General features: G+C 69.3%; 15 protein-coding genes. 9 read left to right on the top strand and 6 right to left on the bottom strand.

Translation table 11 applies throughout. From position 1 onward, the window contains the following. Positions 1 to 58 precede the first annotated feature (58 nt). From ACZ6SA_RS22385 to ACZ6SA_RS22395, 3 genes are all read right to left on the bottom strand, one after another. The gene (locus ACZ6SA_RS22385; protein ID WP_347643831.1) at positions 59 to 1,045 is read right to left on the bottom strand and encodes a LacI family DNA-binding transcriptional regulator; all 987 of its coding nucleotides are present in this window, start codon (positions 1,043 to 1,045) and stop codon (positions 59 to 61) included. Between the two features lie 217 nt (positions 1,046 to 1,262). Further along, positions 1,263 to 1,700: a substrate-binding domain-containing protein gene (locus ACZ6SA_RS22390; RefSeq protein WP_465830364.1), complete on the bottom strand. Its 438-nt coding sequence runs from the start codon at positions 1,698 to 1,700 to the stop codon at positions 1,263 to 1,265. Continuing rightward, complete coding sequence (locus ACZ6SA_RS22395; RefSeq protein WP_347643532.1) at positions 1,649 to 2,419, bottom strand: FadR/GntR family transcriptional regulator; 771 nt, start codon at positions 2,417 to 2,419, stop codon at positions 1,649 to 1,651. Before ACZ6SA_RS22395 ends, ACZ6SA_RS22390 begins: the two co-directional genes overlap by 52 nt. 124 nt (positions 2,420 to 2,543) lie before the next feature. Here ACZ6SA_RS22395 and ACZ6SA_RS22400 point away from each other — a divergent pair, with 124 nt between their 5' ends. Genes ACZ6SA_RS22400 through ACZ6SA_RS22415 form a run of 4 tightly spaced genes read left to right on the top strand, consistent with a single transcriptional unit; the run spans position 2,544 to position 6,708 of the window. After that, complete coding sequence (locus tag ACZ6SA_RS22400; protein WP_465830066.1) at positions 2,544 to 3,812, top strand: ABC transporter substrate-binding protein; 1,269 nt, start codon at positions 2,544 to 2,546, stop codon at positions 3,810 to 3,812. 4 nt (positions 3,813 to 3,816) lie between these two features. After that, positions 3,817 to 4,701, top strand: coding sequence for a carbohydrate ABC transporter permease (locus tag ACZ6SA_RS22405; protein WP_465830068.1), 885 nt, complete (start codon positions 3,817 to 3,819; stop codon positions 4,699 to 4,701). Next, entirely contained in the window at positions 4,701 to 5,528 is an 828-nt protein-coding gene (locus tag ACZ6SA_RS22410) for a carbohydrate ABC transporter permease (protein WP_347643529.1), read from the top strand. Before ACZ6SA_RS22405 ends, ACZ6SA_RS22410 begins: the two co-directional genes overlap by 1 nt. A 34-nt stretch (positions 5,529 to 5,562) precedes the next feature. Continuing rightward, positions 5,563 to 6,708, top strand: a complete 1,146-nt coding sequence (locus ACZ6SA_RS22415) for a mandelate racemase/muconate lactonizing enzyme family protein (RefSeq protein ID WP_443153918.1) — start codon at positions 5,563 to 5,565, stop codon at positions 6,706 to 6,708. Between the two features lie 144 nt (positions 6,709 to 6,852). Here ACZ6SA_RS22415 and ACZ6SA_RS22420 read toward each other — a convergent pair whose 3' ends face one another. Continuing rightward, positions 6,853 to 8,094 (bottom strand): CE1 family esterase, encoded by a 1,242-nt coding sequence (locus tag ACZ6SA_RS22420; protein WP_347643527.1) that lies wholly within the window; start codon positions 8,092 to 8,094, stop codon positions 6,853 to 6,855. A gap of 78 nt (positions 8,095 to 8,172) precedes the next feature. Further along, a complete protein-coding gene (locus ACZ6SA_RS22425) occupies positions 8,173 to 9,591 on the bottom strand; it encodes a glycoside hydrolase family 43 protein (RefSeq protein ID WP_347643526.1) in 1,419 nt (472 codons plus the stop codon). 564 nt (positions 9,592 to 10,155) lie between these two features. Here ACZ6SA_RS22425 and ACZ6SA_RS22430 point away from each other — a divergent pair. The 5 genes from ACZ6SA_RS22430 (at position 10,156) to ACZ6SA_RS22450 (ending at position 19,551) form a co-directional block, all read left to right on the top strand. Further along, positions 10,156 to 11,610, top strand: a complete 1,455-nt coding sequence (locus ACZ6SA_RS22430; RefSeq protein WP_465830072.1) for an endo-1,4-beta-xylanase — start codon at positions 10,156 to 10,158, stop codon at positions 11,608 to 11,610. Positions 11,611 to 12,056: 446 nt separating this feature from the next. Continuing rightward, entirely contained in the window at positions 12,057 to 14,783 is a 2,727-nt protein-coding gene (locus ACZ6SA_RS22435; protein ID WP_465830074.1) for a beta-L-arabinofuranosidase domain-containing protein, read from the top strand. Next, positions 14,780 to 16,807, top strand: coding sequence for a family 43 glycosylhydrolase (locus ACZ6SA_RS22440; RefSeq protein ID WP_465830076.1), 2,028 nt, complete (start codon positions 14,780 to 14,782; stop codon positions 16,805 to 16,807). Before ACZ6SA_RS22435 ends, ACZ6SA_RS22440 begins: the two co-directional genes overlap by 4 nt. 37 nt (positions 16,808 to 16,844) lie before the next feature. Further along, a complete protein-coding gene (locus ACZ6SA_RS22445) occupies positions 16,845 to 18,311 on the top strand; it encodes a non-reducing end alpha-L-arabinofuranosidase family hydrolase (protein WP_465830078.1) in 1,467 nt (488 codons plus the stop codon). A 217-nt stretch (positions 18,312 to 18,528) separates the two neighbouring features. Beyond that, positions 18,529 to 19,551, top strand: a complete 1,023-nt coding sequence (locus tag ACZ6SA_RS22450; protein WP_347643521.1) for a LacI family DNA-binding transcriptional regulator — start codon at positions 18,529 to 18,531, stop codon at positions 19,549 to 19,551. Here ACZ6SA_RS22450 and ACZ6SA_RS22455 read toward each other — a convergent pair. Further along, complete coding sequence (locus tag ACZ6SA_RS22455) at positions 19,548 to 21,944, bottom strand: ATP-binding protein (RefSeq protein ID WP_465830080.1); 2,397 nt, start codon at positions 21,942 to 21,944, stop codon at positions 19,548 to 19,550. The genes ACZ6SA_RS22450 and ACZ6SA_RS22455 overlap by 4 nt on opposite strands. Positions 21,945 to 21,977 lie beyond the last annotated feature (33 nt).

Here is a 21,977-nt window from a genome sequence, read left to right on the forward strand (position 1 = left end):
CGTTGCCGCGAACGTTCAGGTGTGCTGAGACGCCGCACCTGTGGGTGGCGTCACGTTCTCACGCAGTACTCGGCGCCGCGGTCGAGCCGCGCACCACCAGGCGGGTCGGGAGCACGATCTGGCCGGGGCCCTCCCAATCGCCGCGCACCAGCGACTTCAACATGCGCGCGGCCTCGTTCCCGAGCAGGTACATCGACTGGTCCACCGTGGTCAGCCCCGGCTCGGCCAGCGCGGAGTCCGGGATGTTGTCGAAGCCGGCCACCGACAGGTCGCCGGGAACGTCGAGCCCCAGGTCTCTTGCGACCTCCAGGGTTTTCAGCGCCATGCCGTCGTTCGCCGCGAAGATCGCCGTCGGGCGGTCCTGCCTGTCCAGCAGCGCCCGCGCGAGCGGCGCCGCCGACTCGGGAGTGAAGTCCCCTCTCGCGATCAGCTCCGGATCGACGGGGATGCCTGCGTCGGTCAGCGCCCTCCGGTAGCCCTCCTCGCGCGCCACCGCGGAGGCCAGGCTGGAGCGGCCGGCGATGAAGGCGATCCGCCGATGCCCCAGGCCGAGGAGATGCCCGGCCACCGCGGTGGCACCGGCGAAGTTGTCGGCCGTCACCGACGGCGCCGTCGAGCCCACCGCCGGATCGATGACCACGACCGGAGTGCCGCTCCGCACCTCGCCCGAGGGCGTGACCACGATGGAGCCGTCCGTGAGCGTGCCCGCCAGGCGGGCCAGATGCCGCTGCTCCCAGCCCTCGGAATAGGACCCGTAAAGGTCGCTGTTGGCGTAGATGATCAGGTCGAAGCCCGACTGGCTCAGCTCGTCCATCACGCCCTTGAGCACCTCGGCCGTGTAGGACTGGAAGCTGTGGGTCACCAGCCCCAGGACGTTCGTACGGCTGCGCCGCAGGCTCGTCGCCACCAGGCTCGACTCGTAGCCGAGCTGCTCGATGGCCGAACGGACCTGCGCGATCGTTCTCGCGCTGACGCCGTAACGCCCGTTGACCACCCGCGACACGGTGGCGGTGGAGACGCCCGCCGATCGTGCGACATCGCTCATCGTCACCGGTGCGCCACCCTCGGCCATGCCGCCCTCACCAGTTGCAATCGTTATCGGTTACGTTTGCAGCGTCACGGTAAGCGATCACGATTGCAGAAACAAGACCTTTTCGGACGGCCGTTCATCAGGTATAACGTTGACCGGATCGTGCGGGCTGGACCGGGCGTGGCGCCGCCCTGGTCCGGCCAGGGCGGCCGGTGCCCCTGCCGACCTGGGGCTAAGCGAGCGGAGAGACAGGCCCCGTCGAGTCGTGAATGCTGAGGGTCGTCGCCAGCTGGAGGTGCCGGGAGGCGGGCTGGACACCGCCCGCCATGCCGAAGACGGTCTCGACGGCCATCCGGCCCATGCCGAGCAGGGGCTGCCGGACGGGCGTGAGCCGGGGCGTGGTCCACTGGGCCTGCGGCGTGTCGTCGAACCCGGTGACCGACAGCTCGCCGGGGACGGAGACGCCGAGCTCTATGGCCGCGGCGATCGCGGTCGGGTCGCCGGCTCGCTCGGCAGGTTCACGCTGACCGTGCCCGACGACGGCGTGCTGAACGTCGACGTCGAGCTCGCGCCCTGGGCGGTGATGTCGCTGCGGCAGTCGAGGACGGCGGCCGGGCGCTAGCGTTGCAGGCGCACTGGGGCGCTCGGCGCGTTGCGCCGGACGAGCCAGGCCTCGGTGATGTGCGTGAACATCGCTTCGGCGGCGCCGTCGGGGTCGTGGGCGGCGATGCGCTCGTAGATCCGGCGATGGCCCTGGTTGGACGCCACGCACAGAGCGCGCTCCGGCTTGCCCATGTAGCGGGCGGTGTTGATCACCTGGCTCTCCAGCGCTCGCACCACGCCCCGGGCGATGCGGTTGCCGGACGCCTGCATGATCACGTCGTGGAAGGCTCGGTCGTGGTCGGCGTAGGTGACGTGGTCGTCCACGAGGTCGTCCATCCGGTCCACGAGCGCGCGCAGCTGCTCGACGGTCTCCTCGCCTGCCACGCGGGCGGCGAGGTGGGCCATGTCGGACTCGAGCAGCCGGCGGGTGACGACGAGGTCGTCGAGGATGCCCAGGCTCTCGTCCATGTCGATGGTCGCGGCGAGCACGAGCTCGTCGAGCATGTCCCACATCGTGGGCGGGGTGACCATGGTGCCCGCGCCCTGGCGGACCTGGACGAGCCCCTTCTCCTGGAGGATCTTCACGGCCTCGCGCACGACGGTCCGGCTCACCGAGAAGGTCTCGCACAACACGGGCTCGGGGGGAAGGGGCGTGCCGGACGGGTGCACGCCTCGGACGATGCGCTCGACGAGCTCCGCCGTCACCGCCTTGGCGAGGCTGGCCGGCCGCCGGACCCATGCGGGCGGGACGGCGTCGCTGCCGGTCGATTCCCGCGATGCCGTCATAGCCCCTCCAGTGCCTCGACCGGCGCCAGTATATGGCAACCCTGTTGACGTCATACATCATACGAGTTACGTTTCCGTGGCAGACGGCCGAGGACGCCGGCCGCGTTCTGGAGAGGCAACACCCATGAAGCAGCGAAGACTATGGTCGGCCGTCCTCGTCACAGGCCTGGCCGTGACCGGCTGCGGGAGCGCCGCACCGACGCAGCCCTCCTCCGGGGACACCGCGAGCACGATCGTGGTGTGGGACTGGAAATCCGGCGAACCCGGCGTGGCCTCCTACCTGGAGAAGGCCAAGGCCGATTTCGCCAGGAAACATCCCGACGTCACCGTCGAGTTCGTGGCCCAGCCGTTCGACCAGTACTACACGCTCCTCGGGGCGGCCACCCAGTCGGGGAAGGGCCCCGACGTCATGCTGTTCAACGGCGGCGGGCAGATCCGCGACCGGGTGGACACGCTGCTGCCGCTGGACCGGTACGTGGCCGACGACAGGCAGCGACTGGCCGGCTGGGACGCCTTCAGCAAGGACGGCAAGGTCTATGCCGCCCCGGTGACGTTGCAGGGCCACCCGATCTACTACAACAAGACGATCTACCAGAAGGCCGGGCTGGACCCCGCGGATCCGCCGAAGACGTGGAACGAGTTCGTCAGCGGCTGCGCGGCCATCAAGAAGGCGGCCGGCGCCAGGTGCCTCGCCCTCGGCAACAAGGAAGGCTTCGGGATCCAGTTCTTCATGTCGGGCCTCGGGCCGGGAATCCTGACGCCCGAGGAGTACGACGACTGGATCGCGGGGAAGCGCGACTGGACCTCTCCCCACGTGAAGGAGATCTTCAAGCTGTGGAAGAAGGTCAACGACGACGGCCTGAACAACGAAGGGCCCAACTCCACCGCGCTGTTCAACGACGCCTTCGCCCTCTTCAACACCAGTAAGGCCGCCACCATCATCGGGCTGATGTCGGATGTCGGGCACTGGAAGGACTTCGGCGAGTTCCTGGGCGCCGGTCAGGTCGGCGTCATGACGGCCCCGGTGGTCACCGGCGAGGCCACGCCCGTCCTTCCCTACGACGGCGGCATCGGCTACGCGGTCGCCAAGTCGGCCAAGGATCCCGAACTGGCAGCCGACCTGGTGCGATCGCTGACCTCGACCGACGCTCTGGCCGCCTTCTACACCGGCGCCGGCGCGATCACCTCCGACACCACGATCGACGTGTCGCAGGGCGCTCCCGCCGTGGCGGCGATCGTGCCCCAGATCAAGACCGGCAAGCCCGCCCTGCACGTCGCGCTGTCCAGCAAGACCCTGGAGCTGATGGGCAGGCTGTCCCAGCAGCTTCTGAGCGGGTCCGCGAGCGTCGACGACGCGGTGAAGCAACTGGCCGCCTCGGACAAGGCGAGTTGATCGCGTGCCGATCGGAGGTCCCCCCGGGGCGCGGGCCGAGCGTTTCGCGCCCTTCGTCCTGGTGGCTCCAGCCGTACTGATCATCGTGGCCCTGCGGTTGTGGCCGCTGGTGCTGGGCGTCAACTTCTCCTTCACCGGAGACGGCGAGCGCAACGGGATGGCCGTCGGCTTCGACAACTACGCCGAACTGCTGAACGACCCGTTGTTCCGCACCGCGCTGGGCAATGTCGGACTGCTGGTGCTCCTGCTTCCCGTCGCGGTGGCGATCCCCGGCCTGCTGGCGACGTTCATCTATCTGCGGGTGCCCGGGCATCGGCTCTTCCGCGGCGTCTACTTCTTCCCCGCCGTGCTCTCGCCGGTGATCGTCGGTGCGATCTTCAACCTGATGCTCGGCTTCGACGGCCCGTTGAACACCGCCCTGGGACAGATCGGCCTCGGCCCCGTCGACTGGCTCGGCGACCCGGACCTGGCCATGTTCACGGTCATCGGCGTGCACGTCTGGGCGACGTTCGGGATGGCCCTGGTGGTCTTCCTCGCCGGCTTCTCCACTCTGGACGCCGCGCTCCTGGACGCCGCCCGCATGGACGGCGCGTCGCTTCCCCAGACCATCTGGCACGTCATCGTCCCGGGCCTGTCGCGCACCATCCAGTTCGTCTTCGTGACCACCATGATCGGAATGCTGACCTCGATGTTCGGCCTGCTGTACGTGATGACCAGCGGCGGACCGGAAGGTTCGACGTACCTGCCGGAGTTCTACGTCTGGATCCAGCAGGGACAGATGAACCGGCCGGCACTCGCCTCGGCCGCATCGACGGTGTTGTTCCTCATCATGCTCGTGGTCGGAATCCTTCAGGTGGCGGTGCTGCGCCGGGCGGGGAGGGAGGACTGATGCGCGGCAGGCGCCTGGGCAGGTGGCTGGCCGCCGTCCCGATGGCGCTCCTCGCGCTGGCGACCGTCTATCCCCTCGTGTTCACCACCAACGTCGCCATGAAGACCCGGCGGGAGTACATCTTCGACCGGTTCTCCCCGGCGAGCTCCCCGCACCTGGAGAACATCGCCGCGGCGTGGAACAGCGTCGGCATGGCGCGCTACTTCGCCAACTCGCTCTTCGTGGTGACGGCCGCGGTCGTCCTGCTGCTGCTCTTCGGGTCGATGGCCGGCTTCGCACTGGCCCAGTTGCGTTTCCGCGGCTCCTCGGTGTTGTTCCTCGGCTGCCTGGCGGCGTTGTTCGTCCCGTTCCAGGTGATCATGGTGCCGCTGACCCGGGTCATGGCGGCCGGGGGCCTCATCGACACCTACCCCGGACTGATCCTGACCTACGTCGCGCAGTTCCTCCCCTTCACCGTCTTCCTGATGACCAGCCACTACCGGACCATCCCCGTGGAGATCATCCACGCCGCGAAGATCGACGGGAACTCCACCTACGGCGTCTACCGGCGCATCATGATCCCGCTCGGCGCTCCGGCCCTGCTGTCGGTCGGCATCCTCGACGCTCTGTTCTGCTGGAACGACGTGCTCATCTCCCTGCTGATGACGCCGTCCCCGGAGCATCGCACCCTCATGGTCGGGGTCACCGCGTTACGCGGCCAGTACTCGGACAACATCCCCCAATTCGCCTCGGGAGTTCTGATCGCCGCGGTACCGGTCCTGTTGATCTATCTCTTCCTGCAACGCCAGATCGCCGACGGTGTCACCGCCGGTTCCACGAAGGGCTGACATGCGCATCTCGGGGTATCGGACGCTGACGACAGTGCATGAATGGGGCCGCACCGTCGGCGACGCCAACGGCGTCCACACCGACGGGATCGTGCCGGTGCCGATCATCCTGGTGGACACCGACGAAGGCATCACCGGCGTCGGTCTCGGGCCGCACGCCCACCTCGACACCGTCTTCGCCGCCATCGAGGGAGAGGATCCGCGCGGCGTGACGGCGCTCTACGACCGCATGCTGCGGCAGACGTTCAAGGCCGGTCACGCGGGCGCCGTGTTCGGGACCATCGGCGCGCTCGACACCGCTCTGTGGGACATCAAGGCGCAGGCCGCCGGCGAGCCGCTCTGGCGTCTGCTGGGCGGTCGCGACAGGCGGGTCCCCGCCTACGCCTCCGGCCTGGACATCAGCCAGACCGACGACGAACTCGCCTCCCTCTACCAGGAGTACGCCCGGCACGGACTGCGGGCGGCCAAGCTCAAGGGCGGCCTCGACCTCGAACGTGACCGGCGCCGCCTCGCCCTCGTACGAGAGGTCCTGGCCGAGGCCGCGCACGGATCGCGGCCGGGTCTGATGCTCGACGTCAACGAGTCCTGGACCCGGAAGCAGGCGGTCCGGCACGTCTGCGAGCTGGAACGCACCCTGGACCTGGTGTGGATCGAAGAGCCGGTCCGGCGGTGGGACGCCGAAGGTCTCGCCACCGTCGGCCGCGGGATCCGCGCCTCGATCGCCACGGGCGAGAACCTCACCGGGCTCGATCAGTACCGGCCCCTGCTGGCGGCGGGGGCCGTCGACATCGTCCAGACCGCCGCTGTCTGGGGAGTCACCCATTTCCTGCGCGTATCCGCTCTGGCGCACGCCCACGACCTGCCGGTCAGCCCGATCGGCACCACTCCGGCCGGGCTGCTGCACGCCGCGACGTCGGTGCCGAACCACCTGGTCAGCGAGCTGCAGGACCTGCGGCCACCGCTCGGGGTGTCCCTCGATCTGACCGTCGAGGACGGCGCGTTCATCCTCGGCTCCTCCGCTGGACTGGGCGTCACGATCGACGAGGACACCATCGCCTCGCTCGCCCGCCGGCCCGGCGACGCCATGGCGGCCGGCACCCCCAACGTCCGGCCCGAGCACGCCGGACGACGCCTGCTGACCGGGACCGATCACGGCGCCGGCCCGCCCTCCGGCCCTTGACCCCGCACGACCGGGCCGCGACGTCAACGCGCGCCATTCGTCCACGTCACGGGCGCGCGAGGCGGCGGCCGAGGGCCGGTCGCGGGACCGGCCGACGGAGCCTGGCTCCGTCGGCCGGTTGACCTGCGTGCCCGCGGCGCCGGGTCAGGAGGCGTCGCAGGAAAGGGCGGGCGTGGCCGGGGAGCCGCCCGCGGTGAAGCCGAACGTGGTGGTGCCGTTGGGGGCGATCGAGCCGTTGTAGGCCTCGTTGCGTACGGTCACGCCGGTTCCTGAGCCGGAGCGGACGCCGTTCCACAGGCTGCTGATCGTCTGCCCGCCCGGCCAGGTCCAGCCGACCGTCCAGCCGTTGACGGCGCTGCCGCCGGCGCGGACGGTCACGGTGGACTGGAAGCCGCCGCCCCAGGAGTTGACGGTCTCCATCGTGGCCGTGCATCCACCGGGTGCGGGGGTCGGCGACGAGGAGCTCCCGAACTGGGAGAAGAATTTCCACACCTCCGCCTTGGTCCAGGTCGTGACGCCGTTGTCGGTGTAGGTGCCGTCCACCGGGGCGGGGGTGTGGCCGTTGTCGAACGCGGCCCAGACGACCGGATAACCGGCCCGGCACCCGGAGTAGGCGGTGACGATGTGGCCGCGGCTGCCCGAACTCGGCTCGGGCGGGTTCTGCGCGGTACAGCCGTTGTTCCGGACGAACCTGTCGCGCAGCGCCCGTCCCTGCGCGATGCCGAGCACGGTGTCTCCGAGGCCGTGCAACCCCATGTACGCGACGGGCTGGGTTCCGCCGCTGCACCCGCTGAGCTGCGCGCCGGAGAAGACCGCGACCGCCCGGAAGACCTCCGGCCGCGAGCACGCGAGAGAGAAGCTCATGCCCCCGCCGTAGCTGAAACCGGTCGCGAAGCGCTGCGAGGTGTCGACGCAGAGGTCCCCCTCGATGAGCCGGATCAGGTCGTCGACGAAGGTGACGTCCTCACCGTTGTTGTTCGCCCAGCCGTTGTTGAAGCCCTGGGGCGCGACGAAGATCGCACCGTTGCCCGACAGCTGCCTGAGGCCGTAGAAGGACCAGGGGTATCCGCTGGCTCCGCCGGAGTCGACGTCGGCGGCGGTGCCGCCCAGCCAGTGGAAGCCGAAGATCAACCGGTAGGGGGTGGCGTTGTCGTAGCCGTCGGGCAGCCGGAGGATGAACGAGCGGTTCCTGCCGCTGGTCTGGATCGAGTGCGTGCCGCTGCTCAGCGTCGGGGTCTTGCCGCATCCGTCGGTCGTCGCGAGGGCGCCTGCGGGCGCCGCGGCTGTGCCGGCGTCGCTGCTCATCGCCGCGCCGCCCGTCGCCAGTACGAGAAGCGCCGCGGCGGCGACCGCGATGGTGGTGAAAAGGGAGCCGCGTCCTGACATCACGTCACTCCGTTCTTGGTCCGGATGGCGATGCGTGTGGATGGAGGAGCCATGGCGGGAGCATCGGCAGGCTCGGTGCTACTGGGGCGAGGCGTCGTTGCCGGAGGAGCCGCCGGTGAACTGCCACCAGTTGACGTTGAACAGGTAGCCGCTGCCGCCGGTGTACCTGAAGTACAGGTCGCGGGTGCCCGTCGCGCCGTTCACCGGGCAGGTGACCGTCGTCCACGCCTGCCAGCCGCCGGTGCCCGGGACGGTGCACGTCCCCACCAGCGTGCCGTTGGCGCCGTCCAGGCGGAGCTCCATGCGGCCACCGCTGGTCGCCGATGCCACCCGCGCGCTGAAGGACGTCGCGCCGGAGCCGAAGGCTACGCCCTTGACCTTGATGTGGTCCCCGTTCTCGATCCACCCGACGTTCATGCCGCCCTCGCCGGCGGGTTCGGTCTCCACGCCGGACGCCCAGGCGATCGTCTCGGCCTCCTGGCGGGCGTAGGGGTTCACCGTGCCCACCTGGGGAGCTCCGGCCGTGGTCATGGAGATCGTGGGGATGCTTCCGTCGGCGTTGTAGGTGAACTTCTCGACGGCCACCGAGCGGGTGAAGCCGCCACCGCCCGGCAGGGCGCCGTTGTGGTAGAAGAAGTACGATCCGCCCTTGAAGTCGATGACGCCGGGGTGGTTGGTGAAGCTGCTGCCCTGGGTGGGCATGACGGTCCCGCGGTAGGTCCACGGGCCGGTGGGGCCGGGCGCCGTCGAATAGGCGACGAACTCCGAGCAACATCTCGCTGCGAAGACGTTGTAGTAGAGGCCGTTGCGCTTGTAGACCCAGGGGCCCTCTTCGTACAGGGTGGGACGGTTGCTGTCGCCGGTGCGGGTGCCGAAGCCCGCGGTGGTGAGCGGGATCTGGGTGGGGCTGCCGGAGTACGAGATCATGTCGGCGTTGAGCTTGACGTACCAGAGGTTGGGGTTGCCCCAGTACAGGTAGGCCTGCCCGTCGTCGTCGATGAAGACGCTGGGGTCGATCTCGCCGTTCCTGACGAGGGGGCGGCCTAGGGCATCCGTGAAGGGCCCGGTGGGGCTGGTGGAGACCCCGACGCCGATGGCCATCTGGCCGCTCGCCCGGTCCTTCACGGGGACGTACCAGTAGAACTTGCCGTTTCTGTATACGGCCTGGCCCGCCCACGCGTCCGCGCTCGCCCAGCTGAAGGTGGCCACGCTCATCGGCGAGCCGTGGTCGGTCCAGTTCACCATGTCCGCGGACGACCAGACCCGCCACTCCTTCATGGTGAACCACGTCGAGCCGTCCTCGTCGTGTCCCGTGTAGAGGTAGACGCGGCCGTTGTGCACCAGCGGAGCGGGGTCGGCGGTGTAGATCGTCTGGACGATCGGGTTGTCCGCCCTGGCCGTGCCCGGAATCGCCGCCACGACGCAGAGCAGCGCCACGATCACCATCGCGCAGCGCCTCGCCATGACGCCGAACCGAAGGGGGGATGCGACTTTCATGGTCACCTTCCGAAGTCGGGCGGGCATTTGTGCGAGGCGCGGCGGTCAGGTCATGGGTACGCCTCTTCGCTGTTAGCGCTAACAAACCGTTGTCCGGTCGAGCTCCCTCCAGGGCCGTGGGATGTGGTGGCGCAACGGAGCAAATACGAGACGGAAAGCTACTGTCAAGAGCTTCTTAACGTGCAGTTGGCCGGCGGACGCAACGCTCCAGCGCACTCACCTCGATCGATCGGGCCCGAGCGCCGCCCAGCAGCGAGAGCGTCGCCATGAAACTTTCAGCCGAGCCCCACCCAGGCGCGTCCGGCCGAAAGCATCGAGGCCGCGCGCCACGCGTCGAGCCAGGACGACCGGCACTGACGAGGCAGATGCTCCGAAACATTTCACTAGATTCTTGACAATTTTCGGTGCGCTTCCCACACTGAGTGCCCAAGGTGATCTCCCTGACCAGGTCGGTGGCGCTGAGCAGGGGGACGCCGTCCCGACGCCTGTGGTGTGCGTCCCCACCGGGGCGCGGCGCGGGTCCCGGGGGATCCTTCCCCATGGTTCGCTTATGGAGGCTCAAGCATGCGTGTCAACGCCATGTCCCCACCCCCCGCCCGACGGTCGCCCGGCGCGCGCCGCCGGGCACTGATCACCGGCGCACTCGGCGCGATCGGCCTGGTCACAGCCCTGACGACGGCGATTCCCGCCAGCGCGGCGGAGAGCACGCTCGGCGCGGCGGCAGCGCAGAGCGGCCGCTACTTCGGCACCGCCATCGCCTCGGGCAAGCTCGGCGACTCCCAGTACACCTCGATCGCCGGCCGCGAGTTCGACATGGTGACGGCCGAGAACGAGATGAAGATCGACGCCACCGAGCCCAACCGGGGCCAGTTCAACTTCAGCCAGGGCGACCGCGTCTACAACTGGGCCGTGCAGAACGGCAAGCGGGTGCGCGGGCACACCCTGGCCTGGCACAACCAGCAGCCGAACTGGATGCGGCAGATGGAGGGCGGCTCGCTGCGCCAGGCGATGATCGACCACATCAACGGCGTCATGAACCACTACAAGGGCAAGATCTACGCCTGGGACGTGGTCAACGAGGCCTACGCCGACGGCAACTCCGGCGGGCGGCGTGACTCCAACCTCCAGCGCACCGGCAACGACTGGATCGAGGTGGCCTTCCGCACCGCGCGCGCCGCCGACCCGAACGCCAAGCTGTGCTACAACGACTACAACATCGACAACTGGAACTGGGCCAAGACGCAGGGCGTCTACAACATGGTCCGCGACTTCAAGTCACGCGGCGTGCCGATCGACTGCGTCGGCCTGCAGTCGCACTTCAACAGCAACAGCCCGTACAACAGCAACTACCGCACGACCATCCAGAGCTTCGCGGCGCTGGGGGTCGACGTGCAGATCACCGAGCTGGACATCCAGGGCGGCTCGGCCACCACGTACGCCAACGTCGTCAACGACTGCCTGGCGGTGCCGCGTTGTACCGGCATCTCGGTCTGGGGGGTTCGCGACAGCGACTCCTGGCTGGGCGCCAGCGCCTCCGCGCTGCTCTTCGACGGCAACGGCAACAAGAAGGCCGCCTACACCGCGGTGCTCAACGCGCTCAACGGCGGCGACACGACACCGCCTCCCGGCGGGGGCGACGAGGGGCAGATCCGGGGCACGGCCTCCGGGCGCTGCGTGGACGTGCCCAACGGCAGCACCACCGACGGCACCTCGGTACAACTGTGGGACTGCCACGGCCAGAGCAACCAGCAGTGGACGCAGACCTCGTCCGGAGAGCTGACGTCCGGCGGCAAGTGCCTGGACGCGGGCGGCTCGGGCAGCGGCGCCAGGATCCAGATCTACTCCTGCTGGGGCGGCGACAACCAGAAGTGGCGCGTCAACTCCGACGGCACGATCGTGGGCGTGCAGTCCGGGTTGTGCCTGAACGCCAACGGCTCCGGCAACGGCGCGCAGTTGCAGTTGTCCAGTTGCTCAGGCAGCAGCAACCAGAAGTGGACCTACAACGCGGGCAGCGCGTGAGCCGCACCAGCCCGTCGCCCAGGCGCCTGCTGACCCAGGCCGGCTCCATCTGCTGACCGCACCACTGGTGCGACCCTTCTTCAGCCCCGGTGGGGAGGCCGGGGAAGGCTGAGCCGCACCCGGCCGAAGCGGCGGGTGCGGCTCGACAACGTTCAGCATCCCGAGGCGGCAAGTTAACCGGCGTTCGCCGCAACTTACCGTGGCGACAGCCGGTGGAGCCGGTGAAACTTTCACCGGCAGGTGCAGCACGAAACCGCAGGCGGGAAGGGGCTTCATGGCATCGCCCAGGCCGGCGAGGCACACCCCTCGTTGACGCCGTGCCGGACCGTCGGCTGTACTCCGCGACAACGTGCTCAACGATCCGTCCACCGCCTTCCGCGAAGGAATGTTAACGCTAACAAACGTGGCCGGCGGCGGCCGGCCACCCCCCACCTCCAAGGAGCCCCATGTCCTTGAGCCGCCGTCAGCTCTTACAGGCCGCAGGCGCGACCACCGCGCTCTCGGTCGCCGGCCAGGTAGCCGGCGCCTCCCCCGCCCTGGCCGCACTCCCGTGGGCCAGATCCGACATCGGCGTCTCGGCCTACGCGTTCGACCTCGGCCAGGTCCGGCTGACCTCGGGCCGCCTGCTGGACAACCAGAACCGCACCCTGAACTACCTGCGCTTCGTCGATGTCGACCGGCTGCTGTACGTCTTCCGGGCCAACCACCGCCTGTCCACCAACGGCGCGACGGCCAACGGGGGCTGGGACGCGCCCAGCTTCCCGTTCCGGTCCCACATGCAGGGCCATTTCCTGACGGCGTGGGCGCAGGCCTACGCCGTGCTCGGCGACACCACCTGCCGGGACAAGGCCGAGCACATGGTCGCCGAACTGGCCAGATGCCAGGCCAACAACGGCGCCGCCGGGTTCACCAGCGGCTACCTGTCCGGCTTCCCCGAGTCCGACATCACCGCCGTGGAGAACCGCACCCTGACCAACGGCAACGTGCCCTACTACTGCATCCACAAGACCCTGGCCGGGCTGCTGGACGTGTGGCGCCTGATCGGCGACACCCAGGCCAGGACCGTGCTGCTGAGCCTGGCCGGCTGGGTGGACACCCGCACGTCGCGGCTGAGCTCGAGCCAGATGCAGGCCATGCTCGGCACCGAGTTCGGCGGCATGAACGCCGTGCTGACGGACGTGTACCAGATGACCGGCGACTCCCGCTGGCTGGCCACGGCCCAGCGGTTCGACCACGCGGCCGTGTTCAACCCGCTGGCCGCGAACCAGGACCGGCTCAACGGGTTGCACGCCAACACCCAGGTGCCCAAGTGGATCGGGGCGGCCCGGGAGTACAAGGCGACGGGCTCCACCCGTTACCGCGACATCGCCGCCAACGCCTGGTCCATCACTGTCAGCGCGCACACGTACGCGAACGGCGCCAACAGCCAGGCCGAGCACTTCCGCGCCCCCGACGCGATCGCCGCCCACCTGACCAGGGACACCGGCGAGGCGTGCAACACCTACAACATGCTCAAGCTGACCCGGGAGTTGTGGCTGCTGTCGCCGACCCGGGCCGACTACTTCGACTATTACGAGAACGCCCTGCTCAACCACCTGATCGGGCAGCAGGATCCGGCCGACGCACGCGGCCACGTCACCTATTTCACTCCGCTCAACCCGGGCGGACGCCGCGGCGTCGGCCCGGCCTGGGGCGGCGGCACGTGGAGCACGGACTACAACTCCTTCTGGTGCTGCCAGGGCACCGGGATCGAGACCAACACCAAGCTGATGGACTCGATCTACTTCCACAACGGCAGCACGCTGTTCGTGAACCTGTTCGCGCCCTCCACGCTCGACTGGAGCCAACGCGGCATCACGGTCACGCAGACCACCTCCTATCCGGTCAGCGACACCACGTCGCTGCGGGTCACCGGTGACGCGGGCGGATCGTGGACGATGCGCATCCGCATCCCGGCCTGGACCCAGGGCCCCACCATCAGCGTCAACGGCGTGCAGCAGGACATCTCCGTCACCCCCGGCGCGTACGCCGATCTCACCCGATCGTGGACGCCGGGCGACACCGTGACCGTGCGGCTGCCCATGCGCGTGGTCATGAAGGCCGCCAACGACGATCCGAACGTGCAGGCCGTCACCTACGGCCCGGTCGTGTTGTCAGGCGACTACGGCAACAGCAGCCTGTCGGCGGCTCCCGCCCTGACCCCCTCGTCGATCAGCCGGACCAGCACCTCGTCCCTGGCCTTCACGGCCACCGCCGATGGGGCGCCGGTGCGGCTGGGGCCGTTCTACGACGCCCATGACCACAACTACGTCGTCTACTGGAACACCGGTGGTCAGGGCGACACCGGCGAGGCCACCTTCCGGCTGCTCAACGCGGCCAGCGGGCTGGCCCTCGGCATCCAGGACATGTCCACCGCCGACGGCGGCCTGGCCCTCCAGTGGACGGACAACGGCACCGCCGACCACGACTGGGTTCCGGTCGTCGACGGCAACGCCCTGCGATTGCGCAACGCGCACAGCGACAAGGTGCTCGGCGTCGAGAACATGTCCACCGCCGACAACGCCCGGGTGCTCCAGTGGGGTGACACCGGCACCGCCGACCACCGCTGGACGATCTCGGACGTCGGCGACGGCTCCGTCAAGATCCGCAACGTCCACAGCTCCAAGCTGCTCGGCATCCAGAACGGATCGACCGCCAACGGCGCCCAGGCGGTCCAGGACTCCGACGACGGGAGCGCGGACAACCAGTGGCGGTTCGTGCCCAACGGCGCGCGGCGCGTGCAGAACGTGGGCACCGGGATGGTGCTCGGCGTCACCGGCATGTCCATGGCCGACGGCGCGCTCGTCATCCAGTGGGGCGACACCGGCACCGCCGACCACCTGTGGACGGCGATCGTCGACACCGGCGGCTACCTGCGGCTGCGCAATTCCAACAGCCAGAAGGTGCTGGGTGTGGAGAACATGGGCACCGCCTCGGGGTCGCGTGTCCTGCAGTGGGCCGACAGCGGCACCGCCGACCATCGCTGGCGGCTGCGCCACGGGTCGGCGGCCGCCTTCCGGATCCAGTGCGCCAACGGCGGCCGGGTGCTCGGCCTCGCCGGCACCTCCCAGGGCGCGCAGGTCGTGCTCGCCGACGACAACGGCTCGAACACCAACCTCTGGAGGTTCCTGTGAGACGCGTCCTCGCGGTCCTCTCGTCGCTGCTTCTCGTGGGCGTGCTCCTCACACCCCAGGCGTCAGCGGCGACGGTCGACACCAACGCGTGGTACGTCCTGGTCAACCGCAACAGCGGCAAGGCCCTCGACGTCTACAACCTCGCCACCAACGACGGCGCCCGCATCACCCAGTGGTCCCGCAACAACGGCAACCAGCAGCAGTGGCAGTTCGTCGACTCCGGCGGCGGCTACTACCGCATCAAGTCCCGCCACTCCGGCAAGGTCCTCGACGTCTACAACTTCTCCACCGCCAACGGCGGCGCCATCGTCCAGTGGAGCGACCACAACGGCAACAACCAGCAGTGGCGCCTGGCCGACAGCTCCGACGGCCACGTGCGGTTCATCTCCCGCCACAGCAACAAGGCACTCGAAGTGCAGAACGCCTCCACCGCCGACGGCGCCAACATCGTCCAGTACGACGACTGGGGCGGCGCCAACCAGCAATGGCAGCTCGTCCGGGTCGACGACGGCGGCGACCCTGATCCCGGCGGCACCTACACCAACCCGGTCGTCTGGCAGGACTTCGCCGACGGCGACATCATCCGGGTCGGCGACGCCTACTACTACTCGGCCTCGACGATGCACTACTCGCCGGGCGCGCCGATCCTGCGCTCCTACAACCTGGTCGACTGGGAGTACGCCGGCCATTCGGTGCCGAGGCTCGACTTCGGCTCGGGCGCCTACGACCTCAACGGCGGCCGGGCGTACGTGAAGGGCATCTGGGCCTCGACGCTCAACTACCGGCCCAGCAACAGCACCTACTACTGGATCGGCTGCGTCGAGTTCAACAGGACCTACGTCTACACCGCCTCCGCCGTGGACGGCACGTGGACCAAGCGCTCGCAGATCAACAACTGCTACTACGACGCGGGCCTGCTGGTCGACAGCGACGACACGATGTACGTCGCCTACGGCAACGGCACCATCAGCGTCGCCCAGCTCTCGGCCGACGGGCTCAGCCAGGTGCGCGCCCAGCAGGTGTTCCAGACTCCGAGCAGCGTCGGCACGCTGGAGGGCGCCCGCTTCTACAAGCGGGGCGGCTACTACTACATCTGGCTGACCCGCCCCGCCAACGGCCAGTACGTGCTCCGCTCCACCTCGCCGTGGGGCCCGTACGAGATGCGGCAGGTCCTGCTCGACATGCCCGGCCCCATCTCCGGAGGCGGCGTGCCGCACCAGGGCGGGCTCGTCCAGACCCAGAACGGCGCCTGGTACTACATGTCGTTCGTCGACGCCTACCCCGGGGGCCGCGTCCCCGCACTCGCGCCGATCACCTGGACCAACGACTGGCCGACCGTGCAGACCGTCAACGGCGGCTGGGGTGTCACCTACCCGAAGCCGGACATCCAGACCAGCCGGACCGTGGCCTCCATGATCGGACCCGACACCTTCACCTCGGGCAGCCTCGGGCACCGCTGGGAGTGGAACCACAACCCCGACACGAGCCGCTTCTCCACCGGCGACGGCCTGCGCCTGCAGACCGCGACCGTGACGAACGACCTCTACAACGCCCGTAACACCCTGACCCACCGCATCCAGGGCCCGTCATCGACGGCGACGATCGAGCTCGACTACTCGCGGATGGCCGACGGCGACCGCGCCGGGCTTGCCATGCTGCGCGACCAGTCGGCCTGGATCGGCGTCAAACGCGACAACGGCGTCAACCGGGTCGTGATGACGAACGGGCTGACCATGAACAGCTCGTGGCAGACCACCGGCACCGGGACCGAGGCGGCGAGCGCGAACGTCTCGGGCGGCCGGATCTGGTTGCGGGTCAACGCGGACGTCCGGCCCGGTTCGGGCAGGCAGGCCCGCTTCTCCTACAGCACCGACGGCAGCACCTTCGTCAGCCTCGGCCCGGCCTTCACGTTGAACAACGCCTGGCAGTTCTTCATGGGTTACCGCTTCGGGATCTTCAACTACGCAACCCGGTCCCTCGGCGGCGCGGTCACCGTGAGCCGCTTCGATCTCACCACCCCCTGACGCAACACATCGACACACAGGAAGGCACCAACCACCCATGGCGAAATCCAGATCCCTGTCCGTCCTCGCGGCGGTGGCCACCTTACTGGCGAGCCTGCTCGTCGGCCTGCAGGCCCAGCCGGCCGGCGCGGCCACCGTCGACACCAACGCGTGGTACGTCCTGGTCAACCGCAACAGCGGCAAGGCCCTCGACGTCTACAACCTCGCCACCAACGACGGCGCCCGCATCACCCAGTGGAGCCGCAACAACGGCAACCAGCAGCAGTGGCAGTTCGTCGACTCCGGCGGCGGCTACTACCGCATCAAGTCCCGCCACTCCGGCAAGGTCCTCGACGTCTACAACTTCTCCACCGCCAACGGCGGCGCCATCGTCCAGTGGAGCGACCACAACGGCAACAACCAGCAGTGGCGCCTGGCCGACAGCTCCGACGGCCACGTGCGGTTCATCTCCCGCCACAGCAACAAGGCACTGGAGGTCCAGGGCGCCTCCACCGCCGACGGCGCCAACATCGTCCAGTACGACGACTGGGGCGGCGCCAACCAGCAATGGCAGCTCGTCCGGGTCGACGACGGCGGCGACCCCGGCGAGCCCGGCGAGTGCGACCTTCCGTCGAGCTACCGCTGGACCTCGACGGGAGCGCTGGCGACGCCGAGGTCGGGCTGGGTCTCGCTCAAGGACTTCACCGTCGCCCCCTACAACGGCAGGCACCTGGTCTACGCGACGACACACGACACCGGCACGCGCTGGGGCTCGATGAACTTCAGCCCGTTCAGCAACTGGTCGGAGATGGCCTCGGCCAGCCAGAACGCCATGTCCTCCAGCACCGTCGCGCCCACCCTGTTCTACTTCGCCCCGAGGAACGTCTGGGTGCTCGCCTACCAGTGGGGCAGCACGCCGTTCTCCTACCGGACCTCGACCGACCCGGCCAACCCCAACGGCTGGTCGGCGGAGCAGCCGCTGTTCACCGGCAGCATCTCCGGCTCCGGCACCGGCCCCATCGACCAGACGCTCATCGGTGACGGCACGAACATGTACCTGTTCTTCGCCGGCGACAACGGCAGGATCTACCGGGCGAGCATGCCGATCGGGAACTTCCCCGGCAACTTCGGCTCGTCCTCGACGGTGATCATGAGCGACTCGACGAACAACCTGTTCGAAGGCGTTCAGGTCTACAAGCTTCAGGGCCAGAACAAGTACCTGATGCTCGTCGAGGCGATCGGCTCGCAGGGCCGCTACTTCCGCTCGTTCACGGCGACCAGCCTGAACGGTTCGTGGACGCCGCAGGCCGCGAGCGAGGGCAACCCGTTCGCCGGCAAGGCCAACAGCGGCGCCACCTGGACCAACGACATCAGCCACGGCGAGCTGATCCGGGCGAGCGCCGACCAGACCTTCACCGTCGACCCCTGCAACCTGCAACTGCTCTACCAGGGCCGCAGCCCCAACTCCGGTGGCGACTACGGCCTCCTGCCCTACCGTCCAGGGCTGCTGACCCTGCAGCGCTGACGATGTGACCCCGGCTCTGATGGTCCTGACGTTCACGGCCCCATCGGATGGGCGCTGTCACGGCACACGATCAGGACCATGAGGGCCGGGGTGGGGGGGGGGGGGGGGGGGGGGGGGGGGGGAGGGGGGGGGGGGGGGGGGGGGGGGGGGGGGGGGGGGGGCTGGGCGCCCCCCCCCCCCCCCCCGGGGCCCCGTACCCCGTGATTAGACTGCCGCCATGACCACGGAGTCGTCCCCCCTCACCATCGCCCAGCTCGCCGAGCTGGCGGGCGTGTCCACCGCGACGGTCTCCAAGGTCGTGAACGGCCGGTCGCAGGTGTCGTCCGAAACCCGCGCCGCCGTGGAGGAGCTCATCCGGCGGCACGGCTACCGGCGACAGCGCCGCCGGTCCACGCCGACGGCCCTGGTCGAGCTGGTCTTCCACGCGCTGGAGGGCGACTATCCCGTCGAGATCACCAAAGGTGTGGCGCGGGTCGCGCGGGAGCACGAGCTCACGGTGGGGATATCGGACCTGTGCTGCGACCGAAGCGCCGCGGACGCCTGGCTGGAGGGCGTGTTACGGCGCCGCCCGAGCGGTGTGATCGCGGTGTTCTCCTGCCTGACGGAAACCCAGCACGAACAGCTCGCGCTCCGCGAGATCCCGCTCGTCCTGCTGGATCCGGCCGACGCTCCCGCGCGGAACATCCCGTCGGTGGGGGCCGGCAACTGGAACGGCGGGCTCGCGGCCACCCGCCACCTCCTCGGGCTCGGGCATCGCCGCATCGGCATCATCACCGGGCCGGACTCCGCGCTGTCCAGCCGGGCCCGTCTCGACGGCTACCGCACCGCCCTCGACATGGCCGGCGTGCCCGTCGATCCGGAGCTGGTCGGGCGGGGGGACTTCCTGATCGAGGGCGGCCTGGCCGAGGGGCACCGCATGCTGCGCCTGCCCGACCGGCCGACTGCGATCTTCGCCACGAACGACGGCCAGGCCATCGGCGTCTATCACGCGGCCCACCGGCTCGGCCTGCGCGTCCCGGACGATCTCAGCGTGATCGGCTTCGACGACATGCCTTCGATGCGGTGGGCCATCCCGCCGTTGACGACCGTCCGCCAGCCCCTCGCCGAGATGGCCGCCGCGGCCACCTCCATGGTGCTGAAGCTGGTCAACGGCGAGCAGCCGCCACAGAGCCGCGTCGAGCTGGCCACCGACCTCGTCGTACGCGAGAGCACCGCGCCTCCCCCGCTCCCTCCCGCCTAGTCCTCCGGCGGCGGCGCGGCACGGTCGAAGTACCAGGCAGCGATCTGGGTGCGCGACGTGAAGCCGAGCTTGGTCAATATGTGCTCCACATGTCCCTCCGCGGTGCGGGTCGATATGACCAGCCGGGCGGCGATCTCCTTGTTGCGCACGCCCTGCGCGATGAGGCCGGCCACCTCCAGCTCGCGCGGTGTCAGCTCCGTGGCCTCAGCCGGTTGTCTCGGCGCGGCCTCGGCGCCGGCCCTGACCGGATCCGGCGGATCCGCCGGATCCGCCGGATCCGCCGGATCCTCCAAGGCGTAGGCGACGGCCTCGTCGATGTCGAGACCAGCCCCCTCCTCGGCAGCCGCCTCGAACGCCTCCTCACCCAGCCGTTCGCGCACCGCCGCCTCGCACTCCTGGTGCGCGCCGGAGTAGACCTGGAAGCCGGGCAACGACAGCCCCAGGATCTCGCGGATCGACGCGGCGGCACCGAGCAGGCGGGCGGCCCGATCGTCTCGTCCTTGCGCGGCCGTCGCCCAGGCCAGGGACTCGATGGCCCATGCCGCGCCGTAGCGGTATCCGATGGCGCGGCCGATGCGGATGCTCGTACGGAACAACTCCAGCGCGGCCTCCGTCTCCCCCGCCAGCCACCGCTCGATGCCGCTGACCCACACCCCCATGGAGATCTCTCCCTGCGCCCCGGCGTCCTCCGCTGTCTTCCGGCATCGGGCCGCGAACGCGGCGGCACGTGGGTCACGTCCGAAGGCCGCCGCCAGGGCCAGGTAGAAGGCGGGCAGGAACGGGCCCTGCAGCACGTCTTCCCTGGCGAGGACGCCGGTGTTCTCCTCATACCAGCGGACGGCCTCCTCCAGTTGGTCGACCGCACCGCGATGGTCGCCCAGCAGGAGAGCGAGCCGGCCCGACAGGCACTTCTCCATGGCCTGCGCGCTGCCGTCCTGCCAGTCGCGGGCCAGCGCGGAGCAGTCGGCGATCAGCGGGGTCGCCACGTCCACCTTCCCCTGCATCAGGGCGAACAACGCCGCCGTCGCCAGCGCCCTGAACCGCGCCGGGCGCGCACCCTGCACAAGCTGGAGCGCGCGGTCGAGCCAGTAACGCGCCTCGCTGAAGCCGCCTGAGTAGACCCAGTAGCCATAGAGCCGGGTGATGATCTCCAGCCCGGTCACGGCCAGTGCCGGATCTCCGAGCGAGGTCTCGAGCGCCACCCGGAAGTTGGGCATCTCGCGGACCACGCTGGTGTAGTGGTCGGCCTGCAGGGGGGTGAACCAGCCGGCCTGCGTCCGCTCGCTCAGCCGCCGGTAGTGGTCCAGGTGGCGGCGGCGTACCCGCGCCTCGGAACCGCCGGCGATGTGCCGCTCCGAGCCGTACTGGCGGAGCAACTCCAGCATCCTGTAGCGCAACCGGGCGCCGCTGCGCTCGGAGGTCAGGACGGACTTGTCGATGAGCGCCGCGAGCAGCGGCAGGAGCTCCTCGCGTGCCAGCCCGTCACCCGAGCACACCTCCTCGGCCGCGTCCAGGTCGAAGCCGCCGGAGAAGACGGTGAGACGCTGCCAGAGCGTCTGCTCCTGAGGCGAGCACAGCTCGAAACTCCAGGCCACCGTCGCGCCCAGCGTCTGGTGCCTGGGCACAGCGGTCCGGTAGCCCTGTGTGAAGAGATCCAGGTGATCGCCCAGCCGCTCGACGATCTGGTCGAGGGAGAGGACCCGCAGTTGCACCGCCGCCAGTTCGATGGCGAGCGGGATGCCGTCGACGAGCCGGCACAGCTCGGCCGCGCCGTCGTGGCCGGCCGCCGGCTCGAATGACGGATCGATGGCTCTGGCGCGTTCCAGGAACAGCGTCACCGCCTCACCCCGGCCCGTGTCAGCGGCCGCCGGCCCGTGACCGTCCGGCGGCAGCGACAGTGGTGGCACGACATAACGAACTTCGGACGGGATGCCCAGCGCTTCCCGGCTGGTCGCCAGGATCCGCACGTCCGGAACCGCACGGATCAGCGCATCGGCGAAAGCGGCGCACGCGTCGATCAGGTGCTCGCAGTTGTCCAGCACCAGCAGCGTCTGTTTGCCGCGCAAATGGCCGATCAGCGCATCAAGGGAGGAACGTGACGTCATGTCATGCACGCCCAGGGTTTCGGCCACCGCGCGGTCCAGCAGCTTGCCATCCTGCAGCAAGGCGAGTTGCACCAGCCACACGCCGTTGGAGAAGGCGCGACGCATCGTGGCCGCCATGTAGACGGCCAGCCGGGTCTTGCCCACCCCGCCAGGGCCCGTGAGCGTCAGCAGCCGCGTGGACGACAGCAGCCGTTTGACGTCGGCGGCCTCGCGTCGGCGCCCGACGATGTCCTTGCTGTCCGCCGGAAGGTTGTCGGTCGCCTGCCTCAACGCCGCCCGTGAAGCCACGTTTTCCCCCGCAACCTGCCCTTTCGTGCGATC

The organism is Nonomuraea sp. NPDC049378, assembly GCF_055586745.1.

Excerpts from the sequence above, each read along its gene's own strand:
- ACZ6SA_RS22445 (WP_465830078.1), top strand. The coding sequence starts at position 16,845 with ATGGCGAAATCCAGATCCCTGTCCGTCCTCGCGGCGGTGGCCACCTTA.
- ACZ6SA_RS22435 (WP_465830074.1), top strand. The coding sequence starts at position 12,057 with ATGTCCTTGAGCCGCCGTCAGCTCTTACAGGCCGCAGGCGCGACCACC.
- ACZ6SA_RS22400 (WP_465830066.1), top strand. The coding sequence starts at position 2,544 with ATGAAGCAGCGAAGACTATGGTCGGCCGTCCTCGTCACAGGCCTGGCC.
- ACZ6SA_RS22425 (WP_347643526.1), bottom strand. The coding sequence starts at position 9,591 with ATGAAAGTCGCATCCCCCCTTCGGTTCGGCGTCATGGCGAGGCGCTGC.
- ACZ6SA_RS22430 (WP_465830072.1), top strand. The coding sequence starts at position 10,156 with ATGCGTGTCAACGCCATGTCCCCACCCCCCGCCCGACGGTCGCCCGGC.
- ACZ6SA_RS22385 (WP_347643831.1), bottom strand. The coding sequence starts at position 1,045 with ATGAGCGATGTCGCACGATCGGCGGGCGTCTCCACCGCCACCGTGTCG.
- ACZ6SA_RS22410 (WP_347643529.1), top strand. The coding sequence starts at position 4,701 with ATGCGCGGCAGGCGCCTGGGCAGGTGGCTGGCCGCCGTCCCGATGGCG.
- ACZ6SA_RS22420 (WP_347643527.1), bottom strand. The coding sequence starts at position 8,094 with ATGTCAGGACGCGGCTCCCTTTTCACCACCATCGCGGTCGCCGCCGCG.
- ACZ6SA_RS22395 (WP_347643532.1), bottom strand. The coding sequence starts at position 2,419 with ATGACGGCATCGCGGGAATCGACCGGCAGCGACGCCGTCCCGCCCGCA.
- ACZ6SA_RS22450 (WP_347643521.1), top strand. The coding sequence starts at position 18,529 with ATGACCACGGAGTCGTCCCCCCTCACCATCGCCCAGCTCGCCGAGCTG.